At 69.4% G+C, this 25,870-nt stretch carries 23 protein-coding genes; 4 read left to right on the forward strand and 19 right to left on the reverse strand.

Annotated features, from left to right (window positions below; genetic code table 11):
- Positions 1-23: 23 nt before the first annotated feature.
- From ABD858_RS05400 to ABD858_RS05410, 3 genes are all read right to left on the reverse strand, one after another.
- Positions 24-665 (reverse strand): vitamin K epoxide reductase family protein, encoded by a 642-nt coding sequence (locus ABD858_RS05400; protein WP_345034937.1) that lies wholly within the window; start codon positions 663-665, stop codon positions 24-26.
- A gap of 104 nt (positions 666-769) precedes the next feature.
- Positions 770-2,032 carry a histidine--tRNA ligase gene (gene hisS / locus ABD858_RS05405; RefSeq protein ID WP_345034938.1) on the reverse strand — a complete coding sequence of 421 codons (1,263 nt, stop codon included), beginning with the start codon at positions 2,030-2,032 and terminating at the stop codon, positions 770-772.
- Between the two features lie 12 nt (positions 2,033-2,044).
- Positions 2,045-2,776: an MBL fold metallo-hydrolase gene (locus ABD858_RS05410; protein WP_345034939.1), complete on the reverse strand. Its 732-nt coding sequence runs from the start codon at positions 2,774-2,776 to the stop codon at positions 2,045-2,047.
- A gap of 136 nt (positions 2,777-2,912) precedes the next feature.
- On the opposite strand from ABD858_RS05410, the gene ABD858_RS05415 reads away from it, so the two are divergent.
- Positions 2,913-3,692: a peptidylprolyl isomerase gene (locus tag ABD858_RS05415; protein ID WP_345034941.1), complete on the forward strand. Its 780-nt coding sequence runs from the start codon at positions 2,913-2,915 to the stop codon at positions 3,690-3,692.
- A 151-nt stretch (positions 3,693-3,843) separates the two neighbouring features.
- Positions 3,844-5,073: a DUF349 domain-containing protein gene (locus ABD858_RS05420; protein ID WP_345034942.1), complete on the forward strand. Its 1,230-nt coding sequence runs from the start codon at positions 3,844-3,846 to the stop codon at positions 5,071-5,073.
- A 315-nt stretch (positions 5,074-5,388) separates the two neighbouring features.
- Here the strand turns inward: ABD858_RS05420 and ABD858_RS05425 are convergent, their stop codons facing one another.
- The 15 genes from ABD858_RS05425 to pgsA all read right to left on the reverse strand — a co-directional run bounded on the left by ABD858_RS05425 (position 5,389) and on the right by pgsA (position 20,641).
- Positions 5,389-7,875 carry a RelA/SpoT family protein gene (locus tag ABD858_RS05425; RefSeq protein ID WP_345034944.1) on the reverse strand — a complete coding sequence of 829 codons (2,487 nt, stop codon included), beginning with the start codon at positions 7,873-7,875 and terminating at the stop codon, positions 5,389-5,391.
- A 204-nt stretch (positions 7,876-8,079) separates the two neighbouring features.
- Positions 8,080-8,619, reverse strand: a complete 540-nt coding sequence (locus ABD858_RS05430) for an adenine phosphoribosyltransferase (protein WP_345034945.1) — start codon at positions 8,617-8,619, stop codon at positions 8,080-8,082.
- On the reverse strand, positions 8,616-9,713 hold the full coding sequence (gene secF, locus ABD858_RS05435; protein WP_345034946.1) for a protein translocase subunit SecF: 1,098 nt from the start codon (positions 9,711-9,713) through the stop codon (positions 8,616-8,618). The genes ABD858_RS05430 and secF overlap by 4 nt, the downstream gene beginning before the upstream one ends.
- A 1-nt stretch (position 9,714) precedes the next feature.
- Positions 9,715-11,445, reverse strand: a complete 1,731-nt coding sequence (gene secD, locus ABD858_RS05440) for a protein translocase subunit SecD (RefSeq protein WP_345034947.1) — start codon at positions 11,443-11,445, stop codon at positions 9,715-9,717.
- A 144-nt stretch (positions 11,446-11,589) separates the two neighbouring features.
- A complete protein-coding gene (yajC, locus tag ABD858_RS05445) occupies positions 11,590-12,027 on the reverse strand; it encodes a preprotein translocase subunit YajC (protein WP_345034948.1) in 438 nt (145 codons plus the stop codon).
- Positions 12,028-12,198: 171 nt separating this feature from the next.
- The gene (gene ruvB, locus ABD858_RS05450) at positions 12,199-13,269 is read right to left on the reverse strand and encodes a Holliday junction branch migration DNA helicase RuvB (RefSeq protein ID WP_345034949.1); all 1,071 of its coding nucleotides are present in this window, start codon (positions 13,267-13,269) and stop codon (positions 12,199-12,201) included.
- Between the two features lie 58 nt (positions 13,270-13,327).
- Positions 13,328-13,942, reverse strand: a complete 615-nt coding sequence (gene ruvA / locus ABD858_RS05455; RefSeq protein ID WP_345034950.1) for a Holliday junction branch migration protein RuvA — start codon at positions 13,940-13,942, stop codon at positions 13,328-13,330.
- Positions 13,939-14,472: a crossover junction endodeoxyribonuclease RuvC gene (gene ruvC / locus ABD858_RS05460; RefSeq protein ID WP_345034951.1), complete on the reverse strand. Its 534-nt coding sequence runs from the start codon at positions 14,470-14,472 to the stop codon at positions 13,939-13,941. The genes ruvA and ruvC overlap by 4 nt, the downstream gene beginning before the upstream one ends.
- Positions 14,473-14,660: 188 nt before the next feature.
- Positions 14,661-15,410, reverse strand: coding sequence for a YebC/PmpR family DNA-binding transcriptional regulator (locus tag ABD858_RS05465; protein WP_345034952.1), 750 nt, complete (start codon positions 15,408-15,410; stop codon positions 14,661-14,663).
- A 63-nt stretch (positions 15,411-15,473) separates the two neighbouring features.
- On the reverse strand, positions 15,474-16,067 hold the full coding sequence (gene pdxT, locus ABD858_RS05470) for a pyridoxal 5'-phosphate synthase glutaminase subunit PdxT (protein WP_345034953.1): 594 nt from the start codon (positions 16,065-16,067) through the stop codon (positions 15,474-15,476).
- 6 nt (positions 16,068-16,073) lie between these two features.
- Positions 16,074-16,985, reverse strand: a complete 912-nt coding sequence (gene pdxS, locus ABD858_RS05475) for a pyridoxal 5'-phosphate synthase lyase subunit PdxS (RefSeq protein ID WP_345034954.1) — start codon at positions 16,983-16,985, stop codon at positions 16,074-16,076.
- Between the two features lie 199 nt (positions 16,986-17,184).
- The gene (locus tag ABD858_RS05480) at positions 17,185-17,730 is read right to left on the reverse strand and encodes a LemA family protein (protein ID WP_345034955.1); all 546 of its coding nucleotides are present in this window, start codon (positions 17,728-17,730) and stop codon (positions 17,185-17,187) included.
- 126 nt (positions 17,731-17,856) lie between these two features.
- Positions 17,857-19,068, reverse strand: coding sequence for a glycosyltransferase family 4 protein (locus ABD858_RS05485; RefSeq protein ID WP_345034957.1), 1,212 nt, complete (start codon positions 19,066-19,068; stop codon positions 17,857-17,859).
- On the reverse strand, positions 19,065-19,970 hold the full coding sequence (locus ABD858_RS05490; protein WP_345034958.1) for a phosphatidylinositol mannoside acyltransferase: 906 nt from the start codon (positions 19,968-19,970) through the stop codon (positions 19,065-19,067). The genes ABD858_RS05485 and ABD858_RS05490 overlap by 4 nt, the downstream gene beginning before the upstream one ends.
- A complete protein-coding gene (gene pgsA / locus ABD858_RS05495) occupies positions 19,967-20,641 on the reverse strand; it encodes a phosphatidylinositol phosphate synthase (RefSeq protein WP_345034959.1) in 675 nt (224 codons plus the stop codon). The genes ABD858_RS05490 and pgsA overlap by 4 nt, the downstream gene beginning before the upstream one ends.
- Before the next feature lie 476 nt (positions 20,642-21,117).
- Between pgsA and ABD858_RS05500 the strand changes: the two genes are divergently transcribed.
- Both ABD858_RS05500 and ABD858_RS05505 read left to right on the forward strand, forming a co-directional pair.
- A complete protein-coding gene (locus tag ABD858_RS05500; protein WP_345034960.1) occupies positions 21,118-23,328 on the forward strand; it encodes an elongation factor G-like protein EF-G2 in 2,211 nt (736 codons plus the stop codon).
- 174 nt (positions 23,329-23,502) lie between these two features.
- A complete protein-coding gene (locus ABD858_RS05505; RefSeq protein ID WP_345034961.1) occupies positions 23,503-25,170 on the forward strand; it encodes a hypothetical protein in 1,668 nt (555 codons plus the stop codon).
- A gap of 13 nt (positions 25,171-25,183) precedes the next feature.
- On the opposite strand, the gene ABD858_RS05510 is transcribed toward ABD858_RS05505, so the two are convergent.
- Positions 25,184-25,744: an HIT family protein gene (locus tag ABD858_RS05510; RefSeq protein ID WP_345034963.1), complete on the reverse strand. Its 561-nt coding sequence runs from the start codon at positions 25,742-25,744 to the stop codon at positions 25,184-25,186.
- Positions 25,745-25,870: the final 126 nt, after the last annotated feature.

Genomic DNA, 25,870 nt, shown 5'->3' on the forward strand with positions numbered 1-25,870 from the left:
CACCGACAACGCCGTCCGGCCCGTCAGCCGGTCCAGAAGTCCCACCAGCGGGTCAGGATCAGCATGCCGATGATTCCGGTGTGCACGACCGGAAGCACCCAGGTGAACTCCCCCAGCAGGCTGCGCAACCCGGCCGGGGCGGGCAGCAGGCCCTTGCGGATGTTGAAGGAAGTCACGTACCAGAACATGATGATCGTGGCGACCCAGGCCAGGCAGCACCACAGGCACAGGGCGTTGATGCGGTACAGCGACTGGAACTGCAGCCAGGTGCAGAAGCCGACGCCGAAGAGCGTGCCCGCGTTGAAGGTGAGCCAGTACCAGCGGCGGAAGCGCCCCCCGGCGAGCAGGCTCATGCCGACGCAGATCACGATGCCGTACGCCACCAGGCCGAGCATCGGGTTGGGGAACCCGAAGGCCGAAGCCTGCTCGCTCTCCATGATGCTGCCGCACGCCACGACGGGATTGAGGCTGCACCCGGGCGTGAAGTTCGGGTCCTCCAGCAGCTTGAACTTGTCGAGCGTGATCACCCATGCGGCGAACAGTCCCGCCGCGCCGGTGATCACCAGAAGCCAGGCGAAGGCGCGGCTCGCGCCGACGGTCCCTCCGGTACTCACCTGCTCCCGGTCGGGGGAGTCGTCGTCAACCACGGGAGTCGTATCCGTCATCACGCGGCTCATTGTGCCGCACCTTCCTCCGGGTCCGCCGTCCGGTGGGGACAATCAAGCCGGAGGGCCCGTACGTGATGGCGTACGGGCCCTCCGTCCAGGTCTCAGGCGAGCCGTGCCCGCAGCTCCTTGACGATCGCGTCCAGAGCGACCGGGGACTGCTCTCCGCTCTCCAGGTCCTTGAGCTGGACCACGCCCTCGGCCAAGTCCCGCTCGCCCGCGACGACCGCGTACCGGGCACCCGAGCGGTTGGCCGACTTCATCGCGCCCTTCAGACCGCGGCCGCCGTAGGAGAAGTCCGTGGCGATGCCCGCCCGGCGCAGCTCGGTCACCTTGGTGAACAGCACACGCCGCGCCTCGTCACCCAGCGGCACCGCGAAGACACTGGTCGCGGCGGGGATGTCGAGCTCGACGCCCTCGGCCTCCAGGGCCAGGACCGTACGGTCCACGCCGAGCGCCCAGCCGACCGACGGCAGCGCCGGGCCGCCGATCATCTCCGACAGGCCGTCGTAGCGGCCGCCGCCGCCGACCGCGGACTGCGAGCCCAGACCGTCGTGGACGAACTCGAAGGTCGTACGGGTGTAGTAGTCCAGGCCGCGGACCAGCTTCGGGTCGTCCTCGAAGGCCACGCCCTCGGCCGTGAGCAGCTCACGGACCTCCGCGTGGTAGGCGGCACACGCCTCGCACAGGTGGTCGCGCAGCAGCGGCGCGCCCACGAGCTGCTTCTGGACGTCCGCGCGCTTGTCGTCGAGGACCCGCAGCGGGTTGATGTCGATACGGCGCCGGGTCTCCTCGTCCAGATCGAGCCCGCGCAGGAACTCCTGGAGCGCGGCACGGTAGGCCGGGCGGCACTCCTTGTCTCCGAGCGAGTTCAGCAGGATGCGGAAGTCCGACAGGCCCAGCGAGCGGTACGCGTCATTGGCCAGGATGATCAGCTCGGCGTCCAGCGCCGGATCCTCGGCGCCGATCGCCTCCGCGCCGACCTGCGAGAAGTGCCGGTAGCGGCCCTTCTGCGGGCGCTCATAGCGGTAGTACGAGCCGGAGTACCACAGCTTGACGGGGAGGTTGCCGGCCTTGTGGAGGTTGGCCTCCAGCGCGGCGCGCAGCACGGACGCGGTGCCCTCGGGGCGCAGCGCGAGCTCGTCGCCGCCCTTGGTGGTGAGGGTGTACATCTCCTTGGTCACGATGTCGGTGGACTCACCGACACCGCGCGCGAACAGCTCGACGTTCTCGAAGCCGGGCGTTTCGATGTAGCCGTAGCCGGAGCGCTTCAGCGGCGCGGAGATCGCGTCGCGCACGGCCAGGAACTTGGCACTGTCCGGCGGAATCAGGTCGTACGTGCCCTTGGGGGCCTGGAAGGCAGTCACGGAAGTCTCTCGTCACATTCCTCGTCGTGGAGCGGCGCTCGCGCCGTCTCCGAGGCCGGCGGCCACCTGCCGCAGATACGGGTTGGTGGCGCGCTCACGGCCGATGGTCGTGTGCTCGTTGTGACCGGGCAGCACCACGGTCGAGTCGTCGAGCGGCAGGCACACGCGTGCCAGCGACTCGAGCATCTCGGCCATGTCGCCGCCGGGAAGGTCGGTGCGTCCGATGGAGCCGGCAAAGAGCAGGTCGCCCGAGAAGAGAAGCGGCGGACACCCCTGATTCTGTGGAGTGGCCGCGGCCTCGGGCAGCCCGAAGGTCACCGACCCCTTGGTATGGCCGGGCGCATGCGACACGGTCAGCTCGAGACCGGCCAGCTTCAGCGTGGCGCCGTCGGTCAGCTCATGCACGTCGCTCGGTTCGCCGACGGTGAGCTCGCCCATGAGCTGGGTCCCGAAGGAACGGCCGAGGGCCTTCTCCGGGTCGCTCATCATGTACCGGTCGGCGGGGTGGATCCACGCCGGTACGTCATGGGCTCCGCACACCGGAACGACGGATGCCACATGGTCGATGTGGCCATGGGTGAGAACGACAGCGACGGGCTTGAGCCGATGCTTCCTGAGCGCTTCCTCGACTCCCTGGGTGGCCTGGTGGCCCGGGTCGATGATCACGCACTCCTCGCCAGCGGCGGGGGCGACCAGGTAACAATTGGTGCCCCAGGCCCCGGCGGGGAACCCGGCAATGAGCACGATCGTCCTTAATTCTTGTCCGACGGGTGTTGCAGCAGATCAGAGCCTACCGGCGCTGAGACGCTCACAGCGAACCCGTATACGGTACGGGGCACACCAAGCACACCCTCGAAGCACTGCACAAGGAGACGACCCGGTGGTCACGAGCGATCAGCGGCGGCGGCAGCTCGCCAGGGAGAAGTTCGAGCGTCAGCAGAAGCGCCGCGAGGAGGCCCGGCGCCAGGCGAGGCGCCGCAACACGATCATCGCGTCGGGCCTGGCCGTGGTGCTGGCCGCGGGCGGCGCGGTCTACGCGTCCGTGGCTCTGAGCGACGACAACTCGGGCTCCGACGCCTCCGCCTCGCAGAACCCCACGCCGTCCGCGAGCAAGGGCAGCGCCGAACCGGCCATGTCGATCGACAAGAAGGCGAAGTACACCTTCTCGCTCACGACCGACCGCGGTGCCATCTCCATCGCCATGGACGCCGCGAAGACCCCGCACACGGTCAACTCCTTCAAGTCGCTCGCGGACAAGGGGTACTTCGACGGGACGAAATGCCACCGGCTCACCACCGCCGGCATCTTCGTGCTCCAGTGCGGCGACCCGAAGGGTGACGGCACCGGCGACCCCGGCTACACCATCCCGGACGAGAACCTGGACGGGCTCGGCAAGGCCGGCACGGACGGCACGGTGACCTACCCGACCGGCACCGTGGCCATGGCGAACACCGGCCAGCCGCACTCCGGCGGCAGCCAGTTCTTCCTGGTCTACAAGGACAGCAAGCTGCCCCCGGGCTACACCCCCTTCGGCACCATCGACGCCGCCGGCCTCAAGACCGTGCAGGACGTCGCCAAGGCCGGCGTGGAGGGCGGCGGACAGGACGGCGCGCCCAAGACGGCCGTCACCATCGAGAAGGCCGCAGTCAGCAAGGTGTGAACCGGCGAAGTTCGGCCGCGCTGAGTGCGGACAGCCGGGCGGCCGGTCGCCTAGATTGGCGTTGTGCAGGGCGGGCGCTGCCCGCCCGAGGAAACTGTGGACGATGCCCAGGGGCCGAACCCCCTCGCAGGCATCAGGTGGAGGAGGCGCTGTGAGCAGCGACCCGTGGGGCCGTGTCGACGAGACGGGCACCGTGTATGTGCGTACTGCCGATGGCGAGCAAGTCGTCGGCTCGTGGCAGGCGGGCACTCCCGAGGAGGCCCTGGCCTACTTCGAGCGCAAGTACGAGGGCCTGGTTGTCGAGATCGGCCTCCTCGAGCGGCGGGTGAAGACCACCGATCTGTCGGCCAAGGACGCCCTGACCGCGATCGAGCACCTGCGCACTCAGGTCGACGAGCACCATGCCGTCGGTGACCTCGACGCGCTGCGCAAGCGGCTCGACGAGCTGGTCGCGACGGTCGAGTCGCGCCGCGAGGAGCGCAAGGCGCAGAAGGCGAAGCAGGCCGACGAGGCGAAGCACGCCAAGGAGGCTTTGGTCGCCGAGGCAGAGGAGCTGGCACGGAGCGAGCAGTGGCGGGCCGCCGGCGAGCGGCTGCGCGCTCTGGTGGACATCTGGAAGGGCCTGCCCCGGCTCGACCGGAAGTCCGACGACGAGCTGTGGCACCGCTTCTCCCACGCCCGTTCCGCGTTCTCCAAGCGCCGAAAGGCGCACTTCGCCTCGCTGGACGCACAGCGTGAGGATGCCCGCAAGATCAAGGAGCGGCTGGTCGCCGAGGCCGAGTCGCTGTCCGGATCGACCGAGTGGGGTCCGACCGCCGCGCGTTACCGCGATCTGATGGCGGAGTGGAAGGCCGCGGGCCGCGCCCAGCGCGAGGCCGAGGACGAACTGTGGAACCGCTTCCGCGGAGCCCAGGACGTCTTCTTCGCGGCGCGCGGCAAGGTCTTCGAGGAGCGCGATGCCGAGCAGGCCGAGAACCTCAAGCTCAAGGAGGAGCTCGCCGCCGAGGCCGAGCAGCTGGTGCCGGTGACGGACCTGAAGGCGGCCCGTGCCGCGTTCCGGGGCATCAACGAGCGCTGGGAGGTCATCGGACACGTCCCGCGTGACGCGCGCCCGAAGGTCGAGGGCCGGATGCACGCCGTCGAGCGGGCGATCCAGGAGGCCGAGGAGGCCGAGTGGCGCCGTACCAACCCGGAGGCCCGTGCCCGGGCGGCGGGCCTGACCGGCCAGCTCCAGGCAGCCGTCGACAAGCTGCGTGAGCAGATCGACGCGGCGCGCGCGGCGGGCAACAACGCGAAGGCGGACAAGCTCGCGAAGGAGCTCGAGGGCCGGCAGGCCCTGCTGGACCAGGCCCTGAAGGGCCTGGAGGAGTTCGGCGGCTGAGCAATGCTCCGCCGGCGCGGCTGACCGTGAAGGGGCTCCCGTACGGGTCGTACGGGAGCCCCTTCCGCGTTCCGGTGCCGGGCCGGAAGCCTGTGCTCTCCACGCGGTGGGCCGGAGTGTCCGTCCTCGATCGCCGGACAGGCTGGAGTTGACCGGCGCTGCGAAGCTGACGTCTTCCGGGCCCGCGCCCGCGACTCAATCGCCGGACGGGGTCGTGTGAGCCCGTCCGGCGATTGAGGCCAACGCCCGAAGGGCGTAGGGGGTTTGGCCCGCAGTCCCGGTTCGGGAAGGGGCAGGGCGGGGGAACGACCCCCGCTACGGCCTGCGTGCCGACGTCACCCGGTACACGTCGTACACGCCCTCCACGCCCCGTACCGCCTTGAGCACATGGCCCAGGTGCTTGGGGTCGCCCATCTCGAAGGTGAACCGCGAGGTGGCGACCCGGTCGCGGGACGTCTGGACGGCCGCGGACAGGATGTTGACGTGCTGGTCGGACAGGACGCGCGTGACGTCCGACAGCAGCCGGGACCGGTCCAGCGCCTCGACCTGGATGGCGACCAGGAAGACCGAGGACTGGGTGGGCGCCCACTCGACGTCGAGGATCCGTTCCGGCTGCTGCGAGAGCGAGTCGACGTTGACGCAGTCCGCCCGGTGCACGGAGACACCGCTGCCGCGGGTGACGAAGCCGATGATGGGGTCGCCCGGCACCGGCGTACAGCAGCGGGCCAACTTGACCCAGACGTCGTCGACGCCCTTGACGACGACACCCGGGTCGGCGTTGGCGCGCCGCTTGCGACCGCGGCCGCGGGCCGGCGGCGCCGTCTCGGCGATGTCCTCGGTGGCGGCCTCCTCGCCGCCGAGGGCCTGCACCAGCTTCTGCACGACACCCTGCGCGGCCACATGGCCCTCGCCGATCGCGGCATACAGCGACGAGATGTCGGGATAGCGCATCTCGTGCGCGAGCGTCACCAGCGAGTCGCCGGTGAGGATGCGCTGGATCGGCAGGTTCTGCTTGCGCATGGCGCGCGCGATCGCGTCCTTGCCCTGCTCGATCGCCTCGTCGCGGCGCTCCTTGGAGAACCAGGCACGGATCTTGTTGCGCGCCCGCGGCGACTTGACGAAGCCGAGCCAGTCGCGGGACGGACCGGCGCCCGGCGCCTTGGAGGTGAAGACCTCCACCAAGTCGCCGTTGTCCAGGGTGGATTCGAGCGGTACGAGCCGCCCGTTGACCCGTGCCCCTATGGTGCGGTGGCCGACCTCGGTGTGCACGGCGTAGGCAAAGTCGACCGGGGTGGCACCCGCGGGGAGCGCGATGACATCGCCCTTGGGCGTGAAGACGAAGACCTCGTTGCGGGACAGGTCGAAGCGCAGTGACTCCAGGAACTCGCCGGGGTCCTCCGTCTCCTTCTGCCAGTCCAGCAACTGCCGCAGCCAGGCCATGTCGTTGACGGTGTCCTGGCCCGCGCTGCCCTTCGCCGCCTTGGGCACATCGGTGCGCACCTTGGAGGCGCCGGCGACGGTCTCCTGCTTGTACTTCCAGTGGGCGGCGATGCCGTACTCGGCGCGGCGGTGCATGTCGAACGTACGGATCTGGAGTTCGACAGGCTTGCCGTTGGGGCCGATGACCGTCGTGTGCAGCGACTGGTACATGTTGAACTTGGGCATCGCGATGTAGTCCTTGAACCGCCCCGGGACCGGGTTCCACCGGGCGTGGACGGTGCCGAGTGCCGCGTAGCAGTCGCGGACGGTGTCGACGAGGACACGGATGCCCACCAGGTCGTAGATCTCCGCGAAGTCACGGCCGCGGACGATCATCTTCTGGTAGACGCTGTAGTAGTGCTTGGGCCTGCCGGTGACGGTGGCCTTGATCCGGGCGGCGCGCAGATCGGCCTGGACCTCGTCGGTCACTATGGCCAGGTACTCGTCGCGTTTGGGGGCCCGCTCGGCGACGAGACGCACGATCTCGTCGTACATCTTGGGGTAGAGGATCGCGAAGGCGAGGTCCTCCAGCTCCCACTTGATGGTGTTCATGCCCAGCCGGTGCGCCAGCGGAGCGTAGATCTCCAGCGTCTCGCGGGCCTTCTTCTCCTGCTTCTCCCGCTTGAGATAGCGCATGGTGCGCATGTTGTGCAGGCGGTCGGCCAGCTTGATGACCAGGACGCGCGGGTCCTTGGCCATGGCGACGACCATCTTGCGCACGGTCTCGGCCTGTGCGGCCTCACCGAACTTGACCTTGTCCAGCTTGGTGACGCCGTCGACGAGCAGCGCGACCTGGTCGCCGAAGTCGCGGCGCAGGGTGTCCAGGCCGTACTCGGTGTCCTCGACCGTGTCATGCAGCAGCCCCGCCATCAGCGTCGCCGGGTCCATGCCGAGCTCGGCGAGAATCGTGGTCACAGCGAGCGGGTGGGTGATGTAGGGGTCGCCGCTCTTGCGCTTCTGGCCGCGGTGCCAGCGCTCGGCGACCTGGTAGGCCCGTTCGATCTGGCGCAGAGTGGCCGTCTCGATCTTGGGGTCGTTGCCGCGGACTATCCGCAGCAGAGGCTCGAGCACCGGGTTGTACGTGCTGGAGCGCTGCACGCCGAGCCGTGCGAGCCGGGCCCTGACACGATTGGAGGACGCGCCGGGGCGCAGCACGGGCACCGGAGCCGGCTTGGGGTCGGAGGCCGGCACGGGCTTCCGGTCCCGCTGCGACGCCGCGGGCTTGGGCGGGTCCGCGGGCTGCTTCTGGGGCGCAGCCGCAGGCGTCGCAGCCTGTGCGGCCTTCCGGTCGGGCTGCGAGAGTGGCTGGGGCTCGTCGGGCAAGAGCGCTCCTCATGCGGATCCGGGTCCCCCGGTCAGGCCCGGGAACCCATGGTATCGATCCTGGGCCCCCGGGCTCTCCCTGGGCCGGTGGGACCCCTGCGGAGGAGCCGCATGTCGATACCGTACACAGGGCTGAAACGCACGGGACGGGTGCCGGATTCCTCCGTGCACCCGTCCCGCCGCCGTGGCGCAGCGATGCCAGGCTCAGATGGTGATCAGAGCCTCCAGCGGAGCGCCGCGCAGTGCGGTCTTCAGACGGTCGCGGCCGGACAGGAAAGCGAGTTCCATGAGGACCGCGACGCCCGCGACCTCGGCGCCGGCCCGTCGGATCAGCTCCAGCGAGGCCTCGGCCGTGCCGCCGGTGGCCAGGACGTCGTCGATGACCATGACGCGGTCACCGGCGGCCAGGTCCTCGGCATGGACCTCGATCTCGGCCGTGCCGTACTCCAGCGCGTACGCCTGGGACAGCGTGGCCCCGGGCAGCTTGCCCGCCTTCCGGACCGGGACGAAGCCCAGCCCGGCGCGTACGGCGACCGGCGCGGCCAGGATGAAGCCGCGCGCCTCCAGGCCGACGATCTTCGTCGCGCCATAACGTACGCACAGTTCGGCGAGGGCCTCGGTGAGGGCCGTGAACGCCTCGGGGTCCGCGAGCAGCGGCGTGATGTCCTTGAAGACCACACCGGGCTTCGGATAGTCGGGTACGTCCCGGATCCGGCTGAGCAGCAGCTCCCTCGTCGTCTTCATCGGCGCTTCCCCCGGCCCCTGGCGCCCGACCGGCGCTGACCGACGACCGCCGCGACGTCCTCGTGCTCCATGTCGAGCGACTCGGCGTCCTCGGCGGCGAAGCCCGTCTCCGGCTCGCCCTTGGCGTCCGCGGCGGCCCGCTTGGCGAGCACCCGCTTCTTCAGGGCCTTCATCTGCGGGTCGAGCTCCTTGAGGTCGGCGACCAGCGGGGTGGCGATGAAGATCGACGAGTACGCGCCGGCCGCGAGGCCGACGAACAGCGACAGCGAGATGTCGTTGAGCATGCCGGCGCCGAGGAATCCGCCGCCGATGAAGAGCAGACCGGCCACCGGCATCAGCGCGACGGCGGTGGTGTTGATGGAGCGCACCAGCGTGGCGTTGATCGAGCGGTTGGCGACCTCGCTGTAGGTCCAGCGGGTCTGCTTGGTGATGTCCTTCGAGCTCTCCTTCAGGGAGTCGAAGACGACGACCGTGTCGTAGAGCGAGTAACCGAGGATGGTCAGCAGACCGATCACGGTGCCCGGGGTGACCTCGAAGCCGACCAGGGCGTACACGCCGACGGTGATGGTGAGGTCGTGGACCAGTGCGATCAGCGCGGCGATGGCCATCCGCCACTCGAAGGCGATCGCGAGGTAGATCACCACCAGGACCATGAAGATCCCGAGGCCGGTCCAGGCCTTGTTGGCGATCTGCTCACCCCAGCTGGGACCGACCAGGTCGGCGTTGATCTCCTGCTCCGGGACGTTCAGCCCCGCCGCGAGGTCCGTCTTGACCGCGTTGGCCTTCTTGGTGTCCAGGCCGCTGACCTGGATGCGCAGACCACCGTTGCCCAGCTTCTGCACGATCGCGTCATGGCCGGACACACGCTCCGCGGCCTCCTGGACATGGGCGACCGAGACGGACGTCTTCGGGGTGGTGAAGACCGCACCGCCCTTGAACTCGATGCCGAAGTTGAGGCCCTGGATCGCCAGGCCGAGAGCGGCCGTGATGGTGATCAGGATCGAAATGCCGTACCAGAACTTCCGCTTGCCCACGAAGTCGTAGCCGACCTCGCCGCGGTAGAGCCGGGCGCCGATATTACCGAGACGCGACATCTCACGCCTCCTTCGGGTCGATGGTGGCGGAGACACGACGGGTGCGACGCAGCGGCGGCTTGGCGCCGAGACGCTTCGGGTCCAGTCCGGACCACGGATGGCCGTTTCCGAAGAACTTCGTACGCGCGAGCAGGGTCATCACCGGCTTGGTGAAGAGGAACACCACGACGACGTCGAGGAGCGTCGTCAGACCGAGGGTGAACGCGAAGCCCTGCACCTTGCCGACGGTGACGACGAAGAGCACCGCGGCGGCGAGGAACGACACGAAGTCCGACACCAGGATGGTGCGCCGGGCACGCGGCCAGGCCCGCTCGACGGCCGGACGCAGCGTACGGCCGTCGCGGATCTCGTCACGGATGCGTTCGAAGTACACGATGAACGAGTCCGCGGTGATACCGATCGCGACGATGGCACCACAGACGGCCGGCAGGTTCAGCGCGAAGCCGATGGCCGGACCGAGCAGGGACATCAACGAGTAGGTCAGGACCGCCGAGACCATCAGGCTGAGGATCGCGATCAGGGACAGACCTCGGTAGTAGACCACCAGGTAGATCACGACCAGGGCGATGCCGATCGCACCGGCGATGAGGCCCGCCTGCAGCTGCTCGCCGCCGAGCGCGGCGGTCACGCTGGTGACGCTCGACTCGTGGAAGGTGAGCGGGAGCGCACCGTACGACAGGATGTTCGCCAGTTCGGTGGCGGACTCCTGGGTGAAGTTGCCGGAGATCTCGGCGCTGCCGCCCAGTGCCTGGTTCACGCGCGGGGCGGAGACGACCTCGCCGTCGAGGACGATGGCGAACTGGTTCTGCGGCTCCGGCTGCTGCGAGAGCCGGCCGGTGATCGTCTGGAACTTCTTCGAGCCCTTGTCGGTGAAGTCCATCGTGACGATCCACATGCCACGCTGGGGGTCCAGCACGGCCTTGGCGCCGTCGACGTCGGTGCCCTCGACCTCGGCCGGGCCGAGGATGTACTTGGCATCGCCCTCGGAGCTGCACGCGACGGTCGGCTCGGTCGGCTTGGCGTGCTGGGCGGGGTTCGAGCGGTTCTTGCCCGGGGTGCAGTCGAGCGCGGCGAACTGCTTGTCGAGCGCGGCGGCAGCGGCCGCGTCACCCGAGGCGGAGGGCTTGGGGCTCTCGGGGGTCTTCGGCTTGTCCGAGGCGGCCGCGGTCGCGGTCGCGGTCGGCGACGGGGCCTTCTCCAGGCCCTCGGTGACGGCACGGCCCTGAGTGGTGGGGCTCGACGAGGGCTTGGCCGACGACTTGCCGCTCGGCGAGGCGCTCGGGGAGCCCTTGGCGGCAGGCTGCTGCGGCAGCGGCGCGGCCCCGGCGACAGTCAGCACGGGCCGGAAGTACAGCTGGGCGGTCGTGCCGACCTGCTTCCGGGCCTGCTCCGAGTCCGTCGCCTTGGGGATGTTGACGATGATGTTGCGATCGCCCTGCTGCTGGACCTCGGCCTCCGACACGCCCATACCATTGACACGGCGCTCGATGATGCTGACTGCCGTGTCCATGTTGGTCTTGTTGATGGCGTTCGGCTTGCCGGGCTCGTTCTCGGCGCTGAGCGTGATGCTCGTACCGCCGGCCAGGTCGATGCCCAGCCGCGGGCTCAGCGAACCCGACCAGAACATCCCGCCGACGAGTGCGACCATGACGATCAGGATCAGGGCCAGGGCGCGCCCGGGCTTTCCCTGTGCCCTCGCCGCTGGCCCTCGGCCTTTCTTCGGTGCTGCCACCTTCTCGTTTCTCCCTGTCCAACCGCCACGCGCCGGGTTGTGCGCCGAGGCGGCCACGAAGTGGTGTGGGGAATCCCCCGCATGAGTGGGCACGCACCGGGGACCGCGTCACACCGATCGGCGCTGCGCGGTCCCCGTACGTGGCTACTTCGCTTCGGTGTCGCCCTCGGCCTTGGCGTCCTTCGCCTCGACGTCGTCGGCGTCGTCCTTCTTACCGAGGTCGATCTTGACATCTTCGGCGGCCTCGGTCAGCTCAGAGGCGTCGTCCGGCACGACCGGGGTGTCGCTCTTGAGGTCGCCGTCACCGTGAACGATGCGGTTGTACTCGTCGGCCTCGAGCACGGCACCGACGGCGTTCTTGGCGTACACGGCGTGAACGCCGGGCGCGACCTCGAGGAGCACGGTGTCGTCGTGAACCTCCTTGACGGTGGCGTACATGCCCCCGATGGTCCGGATCCCGGTGCCCGGCTGCATCTGGTCACGCATCTGCACGGCCTGCTGCTGCTTCTTCTTGGCCGACCGGGTCATCAGGAACATGGCCCCGATGAGCACGATGAAGGGGAGGAGGGTCACGAGATTCACGGGACAGAAATTCCTTCGTACGACCGGCCGCACCTGCTGAGCAGCCTGATCTTCAGGGTGTGGGTACACCGACCGGAAGGGTCGGCATCGGCGGAGTCTAGGCGCATCCGCTCCCAGGGAACAACGCCCAGCATGGCAGCCGTGTTCCTTTCCTCGCGACCTTCCGCGCCTTCACGCCCCGAACAGGCCCTGTTGTCCGCTTCCTGACCCGGGCGGCGTGATCCCGAGATGGGCCCAGGCCGCGGGCGTCGCGATCCGGCCACGCGGAGTGCGGGCGAGCAGCCCTTCCCGTACGAGGAACGGCTCCGCGACCTCCTCGACCGTCTCGCGCTCCTCCCCGACGGCCACCGCCAGCGTGGACAGGCCGACCGGCCCGCCGCCGAACAGCTTGAGCAGCGCCTCCAGAACGGCCCGGTCCAGCCGGTCCAGGCCGCGCGAGTCGACCTCGTACACGGCCAGGGCCGCGGCGGCGATGTCACGGGTGATGACGCCGTCCGCCTTGACCTGGGCGTAGTCGCGGACCCGGCGCAGCAGCCGGTTGGCGATACGGGGCGTACCGCGCGAGCGGCCGGCGATCTCGGCGGCCCCCCGGGCCTCTATGCCGACGTCGAGCAGCCCCGCCGAGCGGTGCACCACCCGCTCCAGCTCGGTCGGCTCGTAGAACTCCATGTGCCCGGTGAACCCGAAACGGTCGCGCAGCGGCGGCGGCAGCAGCCCGGCCCGGGTGGTGGCCCCGACCAGGGTGAACGGCGGCAGCTCCAGCGGGATGGCCGTGGCACCCGGGCCCTTGCCGACGATGACGTCGACCCGGAAGTCCTCCATGGCCATGTAGAGCATCTCCTCGGCGGGCCGGGACATCCGGTGGATCTCGTCGAGGAACAGCACCTCGCCCTCCTGGAGCGAGGAGAGAATCGCCGCCAGGTCCCCGGCGTGCTGGATGGCGGGACCGCTCGTGATCCGGATGGGCGCGCCCATCTCCGCGGCGATGATCATCGACAGTGTGGTCTTGCCCAGCCCCGGCGCACCCGACAGCAGCACATGGTCGGCGGTGGCCCCGCGCGCCCTGGCTGCTCGCAGGACCAGGTCGAGCTGCTCCCGGACCTTCTCCTGCCCGATGAACTCGCCCAGGTCCTTCGGCCGCAGCGCCGCCTCGACGGCCTGGTCCTCGCCGTCGGCGCCCCCGCCGACAAGACGCCCGCTCGCGGCGTGCTCGGTCATCGCTGCGGTGTCGTCCCAGTTCACGACTACGGCCTCGCGTTCTCTGTGCGGTGGGGGAACTTTCGGGCACAACCGGAACTGCTCATCGCGTGCGGTTCAGGGTCTGCAAGGCCGCGCGCAGCAGCGCGCCGACATTGGGCTCCGGCATGGACTCGGCCTGCGGCGTCACCGCGGCCACCGCTTCGTCGGCCTCCCTCGGCGCATAACCGAGGCCGATCAGCGCGGAGTGGAGCTGGTTGTGCCACGCGGCCGGGGCGACGGCGGCCGCGCCCTGGCGGCCGATGTGCGCTCCGGTGGGCTCGCCCAGCCGGTCCTTGAGCTCGAGCAGCAGCTTCTGCGCGCCCTTCTTGCCGATCCCGGGGACAGCCGTCAGCGCTTTCTCGTCGCCGGTCGAGACCGCGAGACGCAGCGCGTCCGGGGTGTGCACGGCGAGCATGGCCTGAGCCAGGCGCGGGCCGACACCGCTGGCGGTCTGGAGCAACTCGAAGACCTGCCGCTCGTCGTCGTCGGCGAAGCCGTAGAGGGTGAGCGAGTCCTCCCGGACGACCAGGGAGGTGGCCAGTCTGGCCTCCTCACCGACCCTCAGCCCGGAGAGCGTGTTCGGCGTGCACTGGACGGCCATGCCGATGCCACCGATCTCGATCACGGCCGTGGTCGGGGCGAGGGCGGCCACCGGCCCCGTAACAAAGGCGATCATGCGGTGCGGCCTTTCATGGCTCGATGGACGGCGACGGCTTGCTGAAGACGGTTCTGGGCGGGAGCACGCCAGATGTGGCAGATGGCGAGCGCCAGTGCGTCCGCCGCGTCGGCCGGTTTCGGTGGCGCGTCCAGCCGTAGCAGCCGGGTGACCATGGCGCCCACCTGTGCCTTGTCGGCGCGGCCGGTGCCGGTGACCGCGGCCTTGACCTCGCTGGGCGTGTGGAGGGCGACGGGCAGTCCACGACGGGCGGCGCAGAGCATGGCGACCGCGCTGGCCTGGGCGGTGCCCATGACCGTACGGACGTTGTGCTGGCTGAACACCCGCTCCACGGCCACGCATTCGGGCCGGTGCGCATCCAGCCACTCATCTATGCCGCGCTCGATGGCGACCAGCCGGTCAGCGGTTTCGGCATCGGCGGGCGTACGCACCACACCGACGCCCAGCATGGTCAGCGGACGGCCCGGGATACCCTCGACGACCCCGACGCCGCACCGGGTCAGCCCCGGGTCCACACCCAGCACTCGCACCGCGCACCCCTCCCCTCCCGCTCTCGACCAACCGACCTGCAGGTTAGCCGGTGCCACTGACAACGCACGGACGGGCCGACAGGAGCGTGTCCCGTCGGCCCGTCCGTGCAGTCGACGACTGCCATCACGTCATCAGGCACATCGTTGCGATCCTCGTCCGGCCTGGGCCGGACGCCACTGACTCAGCGTCAGTCGACGCTCGCCATGATTTCGTCGCTGATGTCGAAGTTCGCGAAGACGTTCTGCACGTCGTCGCTGTCCTCGAGCGCGTCGATCAGCTTGAAGATCCTCTTCGCGCCCTCTTCGTCGAGCTGCACTTCCATCGTGGGAAGGAAGCTGGCCTCCGCGGACTCGTAGTCGATGCCCGCCTCCTGGAGCGCGGTGCGCACCGCGACCAGGTCGGTGGCCTCGCTGATCACCTCGAAGTTCTCACCGAGGTCGTTGACTTCCTCGGCACCCGCGTCGAGGACGGCACCCAGGACGTCGTCCTCGGTCAGGTCACCCTTGGGCAGGACGACAACACCCTTGCGGTTGAACAGGTACGACACCGAGCCCGGGTCGGCCATGGAGCCGCCGTTGCGGGTCATGGCGACACGCACGTCCGAGGCGGCACGGTTGCGGTTGTCGGTGAGGCACTCGATGAGCACCGCGACACCGTTCGGGCCGTAACCCTCGTACATGATGGTCTCGTAGTCGGCGCCGCCGGCCTCCTGGCCGGAGCCGCGCTTGACCGCGGAGTCGATGTTCTTGTTCGGCACCGACTGCTTCTTCGCCTTCTGAATGGCGTCGAACAGCGTCGGGTTGCCTTCCGGGTCGGCACCGCCAGTGCGGGCCGCGACCTCGATGTTCTTGATCAGCTTCGCGAAGAGCTTGCCACGCTTGGCGTCGATCACGGCCTTCTTGTGCTTCGTCGTAGCCCATTTAGAGTGGCCGGACATCCGCCTGTCTCCTTCGCGTAACCAATTTCTGAAACGTTCGCCAGAGATCCTACCGGGATCGGTTCAGCGGACCGCGCGCACCATGTCCACAAAAAGGCCGTGCATCCGATGATCACCGGTCAGCTCGGGGTGGAACGAGGTGGCGAGCGCATTGCCCTGCCGTACGGCGACGATGTGGCCCTCGTGCTCGGCGAGCACCTCGACCTCGGCGCCGACCGACTCCACCCACGGGGCGCGGATGAAGACGCCCTCGACCGGGCCGCCCTCGACACCGGCGACCGCGACGGCGGCCTCGAAGGATTCGTTCTGACGACCGAAGGCGTTGCGACGGACGATCATGTCGATGCCGCCGACGGTCTCCTGGCCCGAACGCGGGTCGAGGATCTTCTCGGCGAGCATGATCAGGCCGGCGCAGGTGCCGTAGACCGGCATGCCGGCCCGTACGCGCTCGCGCAGCGGCTCCATCACGCCGAACAGGATGGCCAGCTTGGAGATGGTGGTGGACTCGCCGCCGGGTATGACCAGACCGTCGACCTCGGCGAGCTCCTCGGGGCGCCGGACCGGCCTGGCCACGGCGTCAGCCGCGGCCAGGGCGATCAGGTGCTCCCGTACGTCGCCCTGGAGAGCCAGGACGCCGATCACTGGGGTGTCACTCATGAGTGATTACCAGCCACGCTTCGCGTAACGCTCGGCCTCGGGGAGGGTGTCGCAGTTGATGCCGACCATGGCCTCGCCCAGGTTGCGGGACGCGTCCGCGATGACCTTCGGGTCGTCGTAGAAGGTGGTGGCCTTCACGATCGCGGCGGCACGCTTGGCCGGGTCGCCCGACTTGAAGATGCCGGAGCCCACGAACACACCCTCGGCGCCCAGCTGACGCATCAGGGCGGCGTCGGCCGGGGTGGCCACACCACCGGCGGAGAACAGCACGACCGGCAGCTTGCCGAGCTCGGCGACCTCCTTGACGAGCTCGTACGGGGCACGCAGCTCCTTGGCGGCGGCGTACAGCTCGTTGTGGTCCAGGGCACGCAAGTGGCCGATCTCGTTCTTGATCTGGCGCAGGTGGCGGACGGCCTCGACGACGTTGCCGGTGCCGGCCTCACCCTTCGAGCGGATCATGGCCGCACCCTCGGCGATACGGCGCAGGGCCTCGCCCAGGTTGGTGGCGCCGCACACGAACGGCGTGGTGAACGCCCACTTGTCGGAGTGGTTGACCTCGTCGGCCGGGGTCAGCACCTCGGACTCGTCGATGTAGTCGACGCCGAGCGACTGCAGGACCTGGGCCTCGACGAAGTGGCCGATACGCGACTTGGCCATGACCGGGATCGAGACGGCGTTGATGATGCCCTCGATCATGTCCGGGTCGGACATACGGGCCACGCCGCCGTCCTTGCGGATGTCAGCCGGCACGCGTTCCAGGGCCATGACCGCGACGGCGCCCGCGTCCTCAGCGATCTTCGCCTGCTCCGGCGTGACGACGTCCATGATCACGCCGCCCTTGAGCTGCTCGGCCATGCCGCGCTTGACGCGAGCGGTGCCGATTTCGGGGGACTGAGGGGTGGTGGAAGACGTGGACACGGATCGACCTCACTCGGTGAAAACGTTGCGAACGTGCGGCTGACGACAGCCGCACGGCATGAATAAACCGTTCCCGACCAGTCCACCACAAGGGCCAATGGTCAGCCGGTGGCTCATTTGTCTGCTGGGGCACTTTTGCGATGTGGATTTGTGTATGGGGGCAAATGCGCCCCGCGGCGGTTTGCGCTCGCAGAGTGGTTCAGGCCACAGGGCGGTCCGCCAGCGCCATCGGCGGCTCATCGTCCATCTCGAACGCCATCGGGAACGGCGCGTGCCCGGCCAGCCGGAACCACCTCACCTTGCGGTGCCGGCGCAGCGCCCGAGCGGCGCGCACGGCGTCATTGTGGAACCGCCGCGCCATCGGCACCCGGCGCACCGCGGCCGCCAGCTCCCCCGCCGCCTCCTCGCCGCCGGGCGCCTCCCGCACGGCCTCCACCTGGGCCGCCTCCCCGAACACGGCCCGCAACGCCTGGCTCAGCTCGCTCTCCGCGACCTCACGATGCTCCTCGTCCGCCTGACGGGCCGCGTGCGCGGCCTCGTACAGCACGATCGACGCGGCCGGATCCAGCACCCCGGAGGTGGCCAGCTCCTGGGTGACCGAGGCACGGCGCACGAGCTGCGCGTCCAGGGCGGCACGAGCGGCGTCGATCCGCGCGTGCAGACGGTCGAGGCGTCCGGCGGTCCAGCTCAGATACATGCCGATGGCGACGAGGCCGACGAGGATCCAGATCAAGGTAGTGCTCACGGCCCGCGATGCTACCGGGGCGGGGCGGCCGCCCGTCCGGCCCGGAGCGGGCATGCGGGGCCGCCGCGCTCCGCCCGGTCGGCCGGAGCGTACGTCCTGACACGCCGGACGGGCCGGATGCGGCCCTTACTGCCGCGCCGGGAAGCCCAGGCGGGCACGCAGGCCCGTACGTTCGTCCGCGGCCACCGACGCCGCGCCGTCCGTCACCGTCTCGTACACCGCGAGGATGTCCGCGCCCACCGTCGACCAGTCGAAACGGCGCACATGCGCGCTGCCCCGCTCCCGCAGCTCCGCCCGGCGTTCCGGGTCGCCGAGAAGCCTGACCGCCGCCGCGGCCAGCGCGTCCGCGTCCTCGTTGGCGAAGAGCTCGCCCGCCGCGCCCTGGTCAAGGACCTGCGCGAACGCGTCCAGATCGCTGGCGAGCACCGGCGCACCCGCCGACATCGCCTCGACGAGGATGATGCCGAAACTCTCGCCACCCGTATTGGGCGCCACGTACACGTCGACACTGCGCAGCAGCCGCGCCTTGTCCTCGTCGCTCACCATGCCGAGGAACTCGACCCGCTTGCGCATCTCCGCGGGCAGCGAGGCGACCGCCTCCTCCTCGTCACCCCGCCCCGCGACCAGCAGACGGGTGTCGGGGTACGCCGCAAGGATCTTCGGGAAGGCCCGCATCAGCACCGGCAGCCCCTTGCGGGGCTCGTCGATACGGCCGATGAAGCCGAGCGTGCCGCCCGCCCGTCCCCCGCCACCACCTTCAACCGAGCTTCGCGCCCCTTCCGATTGCCACTCGGCCTTCGGCTCGGCGTCCGCGAAGAAGCCGACGTCGACGCCGTTGGGAATGACGACCGCGTCACCGCCGAGATGCTCGACGAGCGTGCGCCGGGCGTACTCGCTCACCGCGATACGGGCGCTGATCTTCTCGAGCGCAGGCTGCAGGATCGGATACGCCGCGATCATGGCCCGGGACCGCGGGTTCGACGTGTGGAAGGTGGCCACGATCGGCCCCTGCGCCGCCCAGCACGCGAGCAGGCCGAGCGAGGGCGAGGCCGGCTCGTGGATGTGGATCACGTCGAACGTGCCGTCGTGCAGCCAGCGCCGTACCCGCGCGGCGGACAGGAAACCGAAGTTCAGCCGCGCCACCGAACCGTTGTACGGCACCGGCACGGCCCTGCCGGCCGACACGACGTACGGCGGCAGCGGCGTCTCGTCGTCGGCCGGGGCCAGCACGGACACCTCGTGTCCGAGCCGGATCAGATGTTCGGCGAGGTCACGGATGTGGAACTGGACACCGCCGGGCACATCCCACGAATAAGGGCATACGATGCCGATCTTCACGGCTGCCGCTCCTCGAGGTCGGCGAGCCAGAGCCGCTGCAGCATGTGCCAGTCCTCCGGATGATCGGCGATGCCGGCGGCGTACACGTCCGCCAGCGCCTGCGTCATCACAGACGCCCTTTCGGCCCGGGTACCTGTCTCGGGCACCTCGACCGGCGGATGGATCTGCCCCCGCATGACCGGTGTGCCGTCGTACCACAGCGTCGCCGGCAGCAACAGCGCCCCGGTCTGCTGGGCGAGCATCGCCGGACCGGCGGGCATCCGCGTGGTGTCGCCGAAGAACTTCACCTCGACACCGGACGCGGACAGATCACGGTCGGCGACGAGGCAGACCAGACCGCCCGCCCGCAGCCGCCGCGCGAGGGTGCCGAAGGCGCCGGCACCGACATGCGGGAGCACCTCCATGCCCAGACCCTCGCGATACGCGACGAACCGGTCGTACAGGGTCTCCGGCTTCAGCCGCTCGGCGACCGTGGTGAAGGGCACGTTCAGCTTGGTGGTGACCCAGGCGCCCGCCAGGTCGTAATTGGCCATGTGCGGCAGCGCCAGGACAACACCCCGGCCGGCCGCGAGGCCCTCGGTGAGGTAGTCGATGCCCTTCGGATCGAAGCCGTTCCTGATCCGGTCCGCGCTCCAGGCCGGCAGCCGGAAGGACTCCATCCAGTACCGCATGTACGAGCGCATGCCGGCCCGCGAGAGAGCGGCGAGGCGCTCCGGCCCGGCATCGGGCACCACCCGGGCAAGGTTGGACTCCAGCCGCAGCACACCCCGGCCCCGCCGCTTCCACACCTGGTCCGCGATGGTGCGCCCCAGTGCGGCAGCCGCCGGCTCGGGCAGCTTCTTGACCGTGCTCCAGCCCAGCCCGTACAGCGCGTCGGTCAGCCGCTCCTTCGCACCGCTCATGAGGCCGCCTCACTCCCCTGCGCGGCCGACCCGGACGCGGCCGCGTCGGCCTCCGCCGCCTCACGGCGAACGGTCACCACACGCTGACCCAGTGTGATCAGACTGCCGACGGCGACGATCCACAGCGCGATGGGAAGCAGGATGTCAATACCGGGCACACCGAACGCATGCAGCCCCGCAAGACCCGCCGCGACCAGCGAGACCACCAATCGCTCGGCCCGCTCCACCAGACCGTTGACCGCCACCGGAAGCCCGATCGACTCACCACGCGCCTTCGTGTACGACACCACCTGGCCGCTCGCCAGACAGAAGATCGACACCGCGCACAGCAGCTCGTTGTCGCCCACGCCCGCGTACCACAGCGCGAAACCACCGAAGATCGCCGCGTCCGCGACCCGGTCGAGCGTCGAGTCCAGGAAGGCACCCCAGCGACTGGAGATCCCCGCCTGCCGCGCCATATTGCCGTCGACCAGATCGGAGAAGACGAAGAGCGTGATGACGACGGTGCCCCAGAAGAAGTCACCCCGGGGAAAGAAGACCAGCGCACCCGCCACCACTCCAGCGGTACCCACAAGGGTCACCGCATCCGGGCTCACCCCCAGACGGAGCAACAGAGCGGCAAACGGTGTGAGGACACGCGTGAAGAATGCACGCGCGTACTTGTTCAGCATGGCCTTCCCGAGGGTCGGTGCGCCGAGCGGCCCCTATGGCTGCCGGCGGGCCCATCGTAGTCACGACCGCCACGACGCAGTGCCGGTCCCCCGACGCTCGCGGGATGGCGTACGACGTATGGACGCACCGTGACGGGAGTGGAAAGCTCAGAGGACCGCGGGCTCCACTCGAGCATCCACCGGCCCACGTCCGGAGGAACCCCGGTGGCCGCTAGGTCCTGTCCGGTTGATCAGGCCGGATCAGCGAGCGCCCGCCGCAGAGCGGCTGGTGTCCCGGTGGTGCCGTGCATCGCAAGGCGGAGAAGGGAGTCCATGCGGTGGGGGCACCTCCCAGCGGCAGCGCTGGGGGACATCGGCGACCGACGACAACGCAGCGAGGCACGGTGCCGGACGCCGCGAGCCCGGCATGATCGGCCGGACAGGACCTAGGTCCGCGCGCTCTCTCCTCACCGTGCAAGAAACCGGGAGGCAAGGTCATGGGCGACAAGGCGAACACGAACCCCGGGGCCGCCGGCAGTGCAACAACGGCCGACCACCCCTCGTCCATACGGAACGTGGTGCTGGTCGGCCACACGGGATCCGGCAAAACCACACTGGTCGAAGCCCTCGCACTCACCGCCGGTGCCGTGAACCGCGCCGGCCGCGTCGAGGACGGCACCACCGTCTCCGACTACGACGAGATCGAACACCGCCAGGAACGGTCCGTACAACTGTCCCTCGTCCCCGTCGAATGGAACGGCTGCAAGATCAATCTGCTGGACACCCCCGGCTACGCCGACTTCGTCGGCGAACTACGGGCCGGCCTGCGCGCCGCGGACGCCGCCCTCTTCATCGTCTCGGCCGCCGAGGGCGCCGAAGGCATCACCGGCGCCACCCGCGTGGTCTGGGACGAATGCGAAGCGGTCGGAATGCCCCGCGCCATCGTCATCACGCATCTGGAAGCCGCCAGGGCAGGCTTCGAAGAAATGACCCGGGTCTGCGCCGAGACCTTCGGCGGCGACGACCCCGACGCCGTACTCCCCCTGTACCTGCCCCTGCACGGCCCCACCGGACCCGACGGACACGCACCCGTCACCGGACTGATGGGCCTGCTCACCCAGCGGGTCTTCGACTACTCCTCCGGCGAACGCAGCGAATCCGCACCCAACGGCGAACAGACACCACTCGTCGCGGAGGCCCGAGACCGGCTCATCGAGGGAATCATCGCCGAGAGCGAGGACGAAACCCTCATGGACCGCTACCTCGGCGGAGAGGACATCGACCTCAAGACCCTCGTCGAGGACCTCGAGCGCGCCGTCGCCCGCGGCACCTTCCACCCCGTACTCGCCGCCGCACCCGCCGCCGAAGGCGCCCGCCAGGGCATCGGCACCGTGGAACTGCTGGAACTCGTCACCGGCGGCTTCCCCACCCCCCTGGAACGCGAGGCACCGGCCGTCACCACCCCTCAGGGCCGGACCCGCCCCGCCGTCTCCTGCGACCCCGAAGGCCCGCTCGCAGCAGAGGTCATCAAAACCTCCTCCGACCCGTATGTCGGCCGCGTCAGCCTCGTACGAGTCTTCTCCGGCACCCTGCGCCCCGACGAGATCGTGCACCTCTCGGGGCACGGCCTGGAGGACCGCGGCCACGAGGACCACGACGTCGACGAACGCATCGGCGCACTCACCTCCCCCTTCGGCAAACAGCAGCGCACCCTCAACCGCTGCATCGCCGGAGACATCGCCTGCGTGGCCAAACTCGTCCGCGCCGAGACCGGCGACACCATTTCCGCCAAGGACGACCCGCTGCTGATGGCCCCCTGGGACATGCCCGACCCACTGCTGCCCCTCGCCATCCGGGCACACAGCAAGGCCGACGAGGACAAGCTCTCCCACAGCCTCGCTCGGCTCGTCGCCGAGGACCCGACCATGCGGCTCGAACAGAACCCCGACACCCACCAGCTGGTGCTGTGGTGCCTGGGGGAGGCCCACAAGGATGTCGCCCTCGAACGGCTGCGCACCCGCTACGGCGTCCAGGTCGACGTCATCCCGCACAAGGTGTCCCTGCGCGAGACCTTCGGCGACAGGTCCGCCGGCCGCGGCCGGCACGTCAAGCAGTCCGGCGGCCACGGCCAGTACGCCATCTGCGAGATCGCGGTCGAGCCGCTGCCGGCCGGCTCCGGCATCGAATTCGTCGACAAGGTCGTCGGCGGCGCCGTCCCCCGCCAGTTCATCCCGTCCGTCGAGAAAGGCGTCCGAGCCCAGGCCGCACGCGGAGTCGCGGCCGGCCACCCGCTCGTGGACGTACGCATCACCCTGCTCGACGGCAAGGCCCACTCGGTGGACTCCTCCGACGCCGCCTTCCAGACCGCGGGCGCCCTCGCCCTGCGCGAGGCCGCCTCCGAAGCGAAGATCCACCTGCTGGAACCGGTCGCCGAAATCCAGGTACTCGTCTCCGACGAATACGTCGGCGCGGTCATGAGCGACCTCTCTGGCCGCCGCGGCCGTGTCCAGGGCACCGAACAGGCAGGCCCGGGACGCTCACTCGTCCGCGCCGAAGTACCCGAGATCGAAATCGGCCGGTACGCCCTCGACCTGCGCTCCCTCTCCCACGGCACCGGCCGCTTCAGCCGCACCTACGTACGGCACGAACCGATGCCGCCCCAGCTGGCCGACAAGGTCCGCGAGGAACAGGAAAAGGCCACCGGCTGAACCCGGTCGCCACAGCCGCCCGCCCGGACCGACCGCGGCGGGCGGCAGTTCCACCTGCACGCTTTTCGCTGTCCGTGACGGATGTGTACCACCCCGGATACGCTGTAGGACCAGCTCAGCATGTGTGCCGAGCACGGCAGTTGGGAAAAGGCCGCAACAGTGGTTGATGCGGCGATGGGGGCGGCAGTGGCGGACGACGTATTCGACTTCTCACCCGGGGCACAGATCCCCCTCCAGGGCTCGGCGGGACAGACCGCGGCGACGCATGCCCTCGCCTCTGCGGCATACCGCGACAGCAGCGCCGAGGAACTCCTCAAGGCCAACAGCGACTGGCACGAGTCGAAGTTCAAGGAGGGCAGACTCTCCCTCTTCGAGCCCAACCTCGGCGAAGCCTTCTCACGGGCCGTCCAGCAGCGCATGCTCGGCGGCTCCCGCAAGGCACTCATCCAGTCCTTCGGCACGGAACCCCAGACCGTCGTCGAACACTGCCTGGCCGCCTCCCGGATCCGCAAGGAACGCGACCGGAAACTCACCCTGATCATGGTCCTGTGCGGACTGCTCTTCCTCCCCGGACTGCTGCTCTGGCTCGGCCTCTTCCAGCTGCGCCGCACCCTGGCAGGCTCCGCCGACAAACGAGCCGGAGCCCTGGGCACCGCACTGCTCGTCGGCGTCGGCATCATCGCCCTGATCTTCCTGATCAGGCTGCCCTTCACCGGCTTCCTGAGCATCTACCTGCGCGCCATGATCATCGCCCCGGTGATCGGCTGGTACTGGGCCAAGCAGGTCTGCGAGAACACCGCCAAGAACCTCCGCGCCGCCTGGGACGGCCTGCTGGCGGGCGGCGGCATCGGCGCCAAGATCCCCGAAGCCGTACCCCGCAACCCCAACGAGACCGCCGCCGAAGCCCTGCGCCAGAACCTCGCCAAGCTCACCGCCGAACAGCAGAGCAACACCGTCTTCTACGCAGGCCCCAAGGGAATACTCGGCATGGGCACCCGCTGGGGCAGCTGGCAGATGGCCGAGGAACTCGTACCGGCCCGGCCCGGTACCGAAATCCACCCCTTCCGCAGCTGGGACGTCATACGAGCCATCCACGACCGACTGCGCCTGCTCGAACGCGGACCGCTCCACACCGGCGGCTTCCCCACCCCCCACATCAAGCACTGGATCGTGGCCCCCGTCGGCGAAGGCGCCACCGAAGTCTCCCGCCCCACCGGCGAAGACGTCGAAAGCTTCCAGGTCAGGCCCCACGAAATCCAGCGCATCTGCAACGAGCAGCAGTTCGGCAGCGGCAACCGCCACTACCTGGGGATCCAGTTCACCCTCTGGGACGGACAGCTCGTGATCACCATGCTGATCACCGTCACCGTCCTCCACGAAACCCTGCGCATCGAAGTCACCGGACACGCCCTCGGACCGGTGCACTCCCTCTTCACCACCAAGCCCAAGCCCAAGACCAAGGAAGTCGACAAGACCATCAAGTTCTGGGAGAAGAAGGAAATCCCCCTCCCCCTCGTCGACGCCCCCGAAGTCGTACGCCTCGCCGTGCGCGCCCCCCTGACCTTGTACCCGCCGCTCCTCGACTACCTCGGCGGCAAGATCGTCCTTCCCGAACCCTTCGGCCTCCGCCACGCCTGGGCCGACAAGCCCTGGCGCCACCGCTTCATGGCCGACGACGCGATGCGCGCCGCCACGCCCGTCCTGCGCACGGCCCACGCGGCGGCCCTGAAGGTCCTCGAGGACCATGGTGTCAGCACCGAGAACTTCGGCAACCGCGCCGGCTTCCTCAGCGGCCAGATCCAGGACCCGGCGCCGAAGAAGGCCGACGTCTACGACGCGTGAGAGGTCGCTCTGCTCAGTCCATGGGCCAGGCCTGGGCGAGCATGGCGCGGGTGTCGGCGAGCAGTTGCGGCAAGACTTTGGTGTGGCCAATGACAGGCATGAAATTCGTGTCCCCACCCCAGCGGGGCACGATGTGCTGGTGCAGGTGCGCGGCGATACCGGCGCCTGCGGCCGCGCCCTGGTTCAAGCCGATATTGAAACCGTGCGCACCGGACGCAGTACGGAGGGCGACCATGGCGCGCTTGGTGAGGTCGGCGAGCTCGGCCGTCTCGGCAGCGTCGAGGTCCGTGTAGTCGGCCACGTGCCGGAACGGGACGATCATGAGGTGCCCGCCGTTGTAGGGGTACAGATTCAGCACCGCGTACACGCTCTTGCCCCGTGCGACGATCAGCCCGTCCTCATCGGACTTTGCGGGGATGAAGCAGAAGGGACACCCGTCCCCGGCCTCCGGGCCGGTCGGCTTGTTCTCACCCTGGATGTACGCCATCCGATGGGGCGTCCACAGCCGCTGGAACGCGTCCTGGACCCCGACCCCGATCTGCTGCTCCGGCTCAGTCGTCATGTTGTGCAGCATATGGCTTCACCCGTACGGACGCGGAAAAGGCCCCCGGGAAGCGGATCGCTTCTCGGGGGCCTATCCCCGCGGATGCGGGGTGCAACACCGTCCAGCTCGACTTCACACTGCCGGAGCGCGGACCAT

This window comes from Streptomyces sannanensis (assembly GCF_039536205.1).
Taxonomy (GTDB): domain Bacteria; phylum Actinomycetota; class Actinomycetes; order Streptomycetales; family Streptomycetaceae; genus Streptomyces; species Streptomyces sannanensis.

Bases quoted from the DNA above. Each gene is read 5' to 3' on its own strand.
- pgsA (WP_345034959.1), bottom strand. From the start codon at position 20,641: ATGCTGAACAAGTACGCGCGTGCATTCTTCACGCGTGTCCTCACACCG.
- ruvA (WP_345034950.1), bottom strand. From the start codon at position 13,942: ATGATCGCCTTTGTTACGGGGCCGGTGGCCGCCCTCGCCCCGACCACG.
- ABD858_RS05510 (WP_345034963.1), bottom strand. From the start codon at position 25,744: ATGCTGCACAACATGACGACTGAGCCGGAGCAGCAGATCGGGGTCGGG.
- ABD858_RS05500 (WP_345034960.1), top strand. From the start codon at position 21,118: ATGGGCGACAAGGCGAACACGAACCCCGGGGCCGCCGGCAGTGCAACA.
- secF (WP_345034946.1), bottom strand. From the start codon at position 9,713: ATGTCGCGTCTCGGTAATATCGGCGCCCGGCTCTACCGCGGCGAGGTC.
- ABD858_RS05400 (WP_345034937.1), bottom strand. From the start codon at position 665: ATGACGGATACGACTCCCGTGGTTGACGACGACTCCCCCGACCGGGAG.
- ABD858_RS05430 (WP_345034945.1), bottom strand. From the start codon at position 8,619: ATGAAGACGACGAGGGAGCTGCTGCTCAGCCGGATCCGGGACGTACCC.
- pdxT (WP_345034953.1), bottom strand. From the start codon at position 16,067: ATGAGTGACACCCCAGTGATCGGCGTCCTGGCTCTCCAGGGCGACGTA.
- ABD858_RS05490 (WP_345034958.1), bottom strand. From the start codon at position 19,970: ATGAGCGGTGCGAAGGAGCGGCTGACCGACGCGCTGTACGGGCTGGGC.
- ABD858_RS05505 (WP_345034961.1), top strand. From the start codon at position 23,503: ATGGGGGCGGCAGTGGCGGACGACGTATTCGACTTCTCACCCGGGGCA.
- ABD858_RS05465 (WP_345034952.1), bottom strand. From the start codon at position 15,410: ATGTCCGGCCACTCTAAATGGGCTACGACGAAGCACAAGAAGGCCGTG.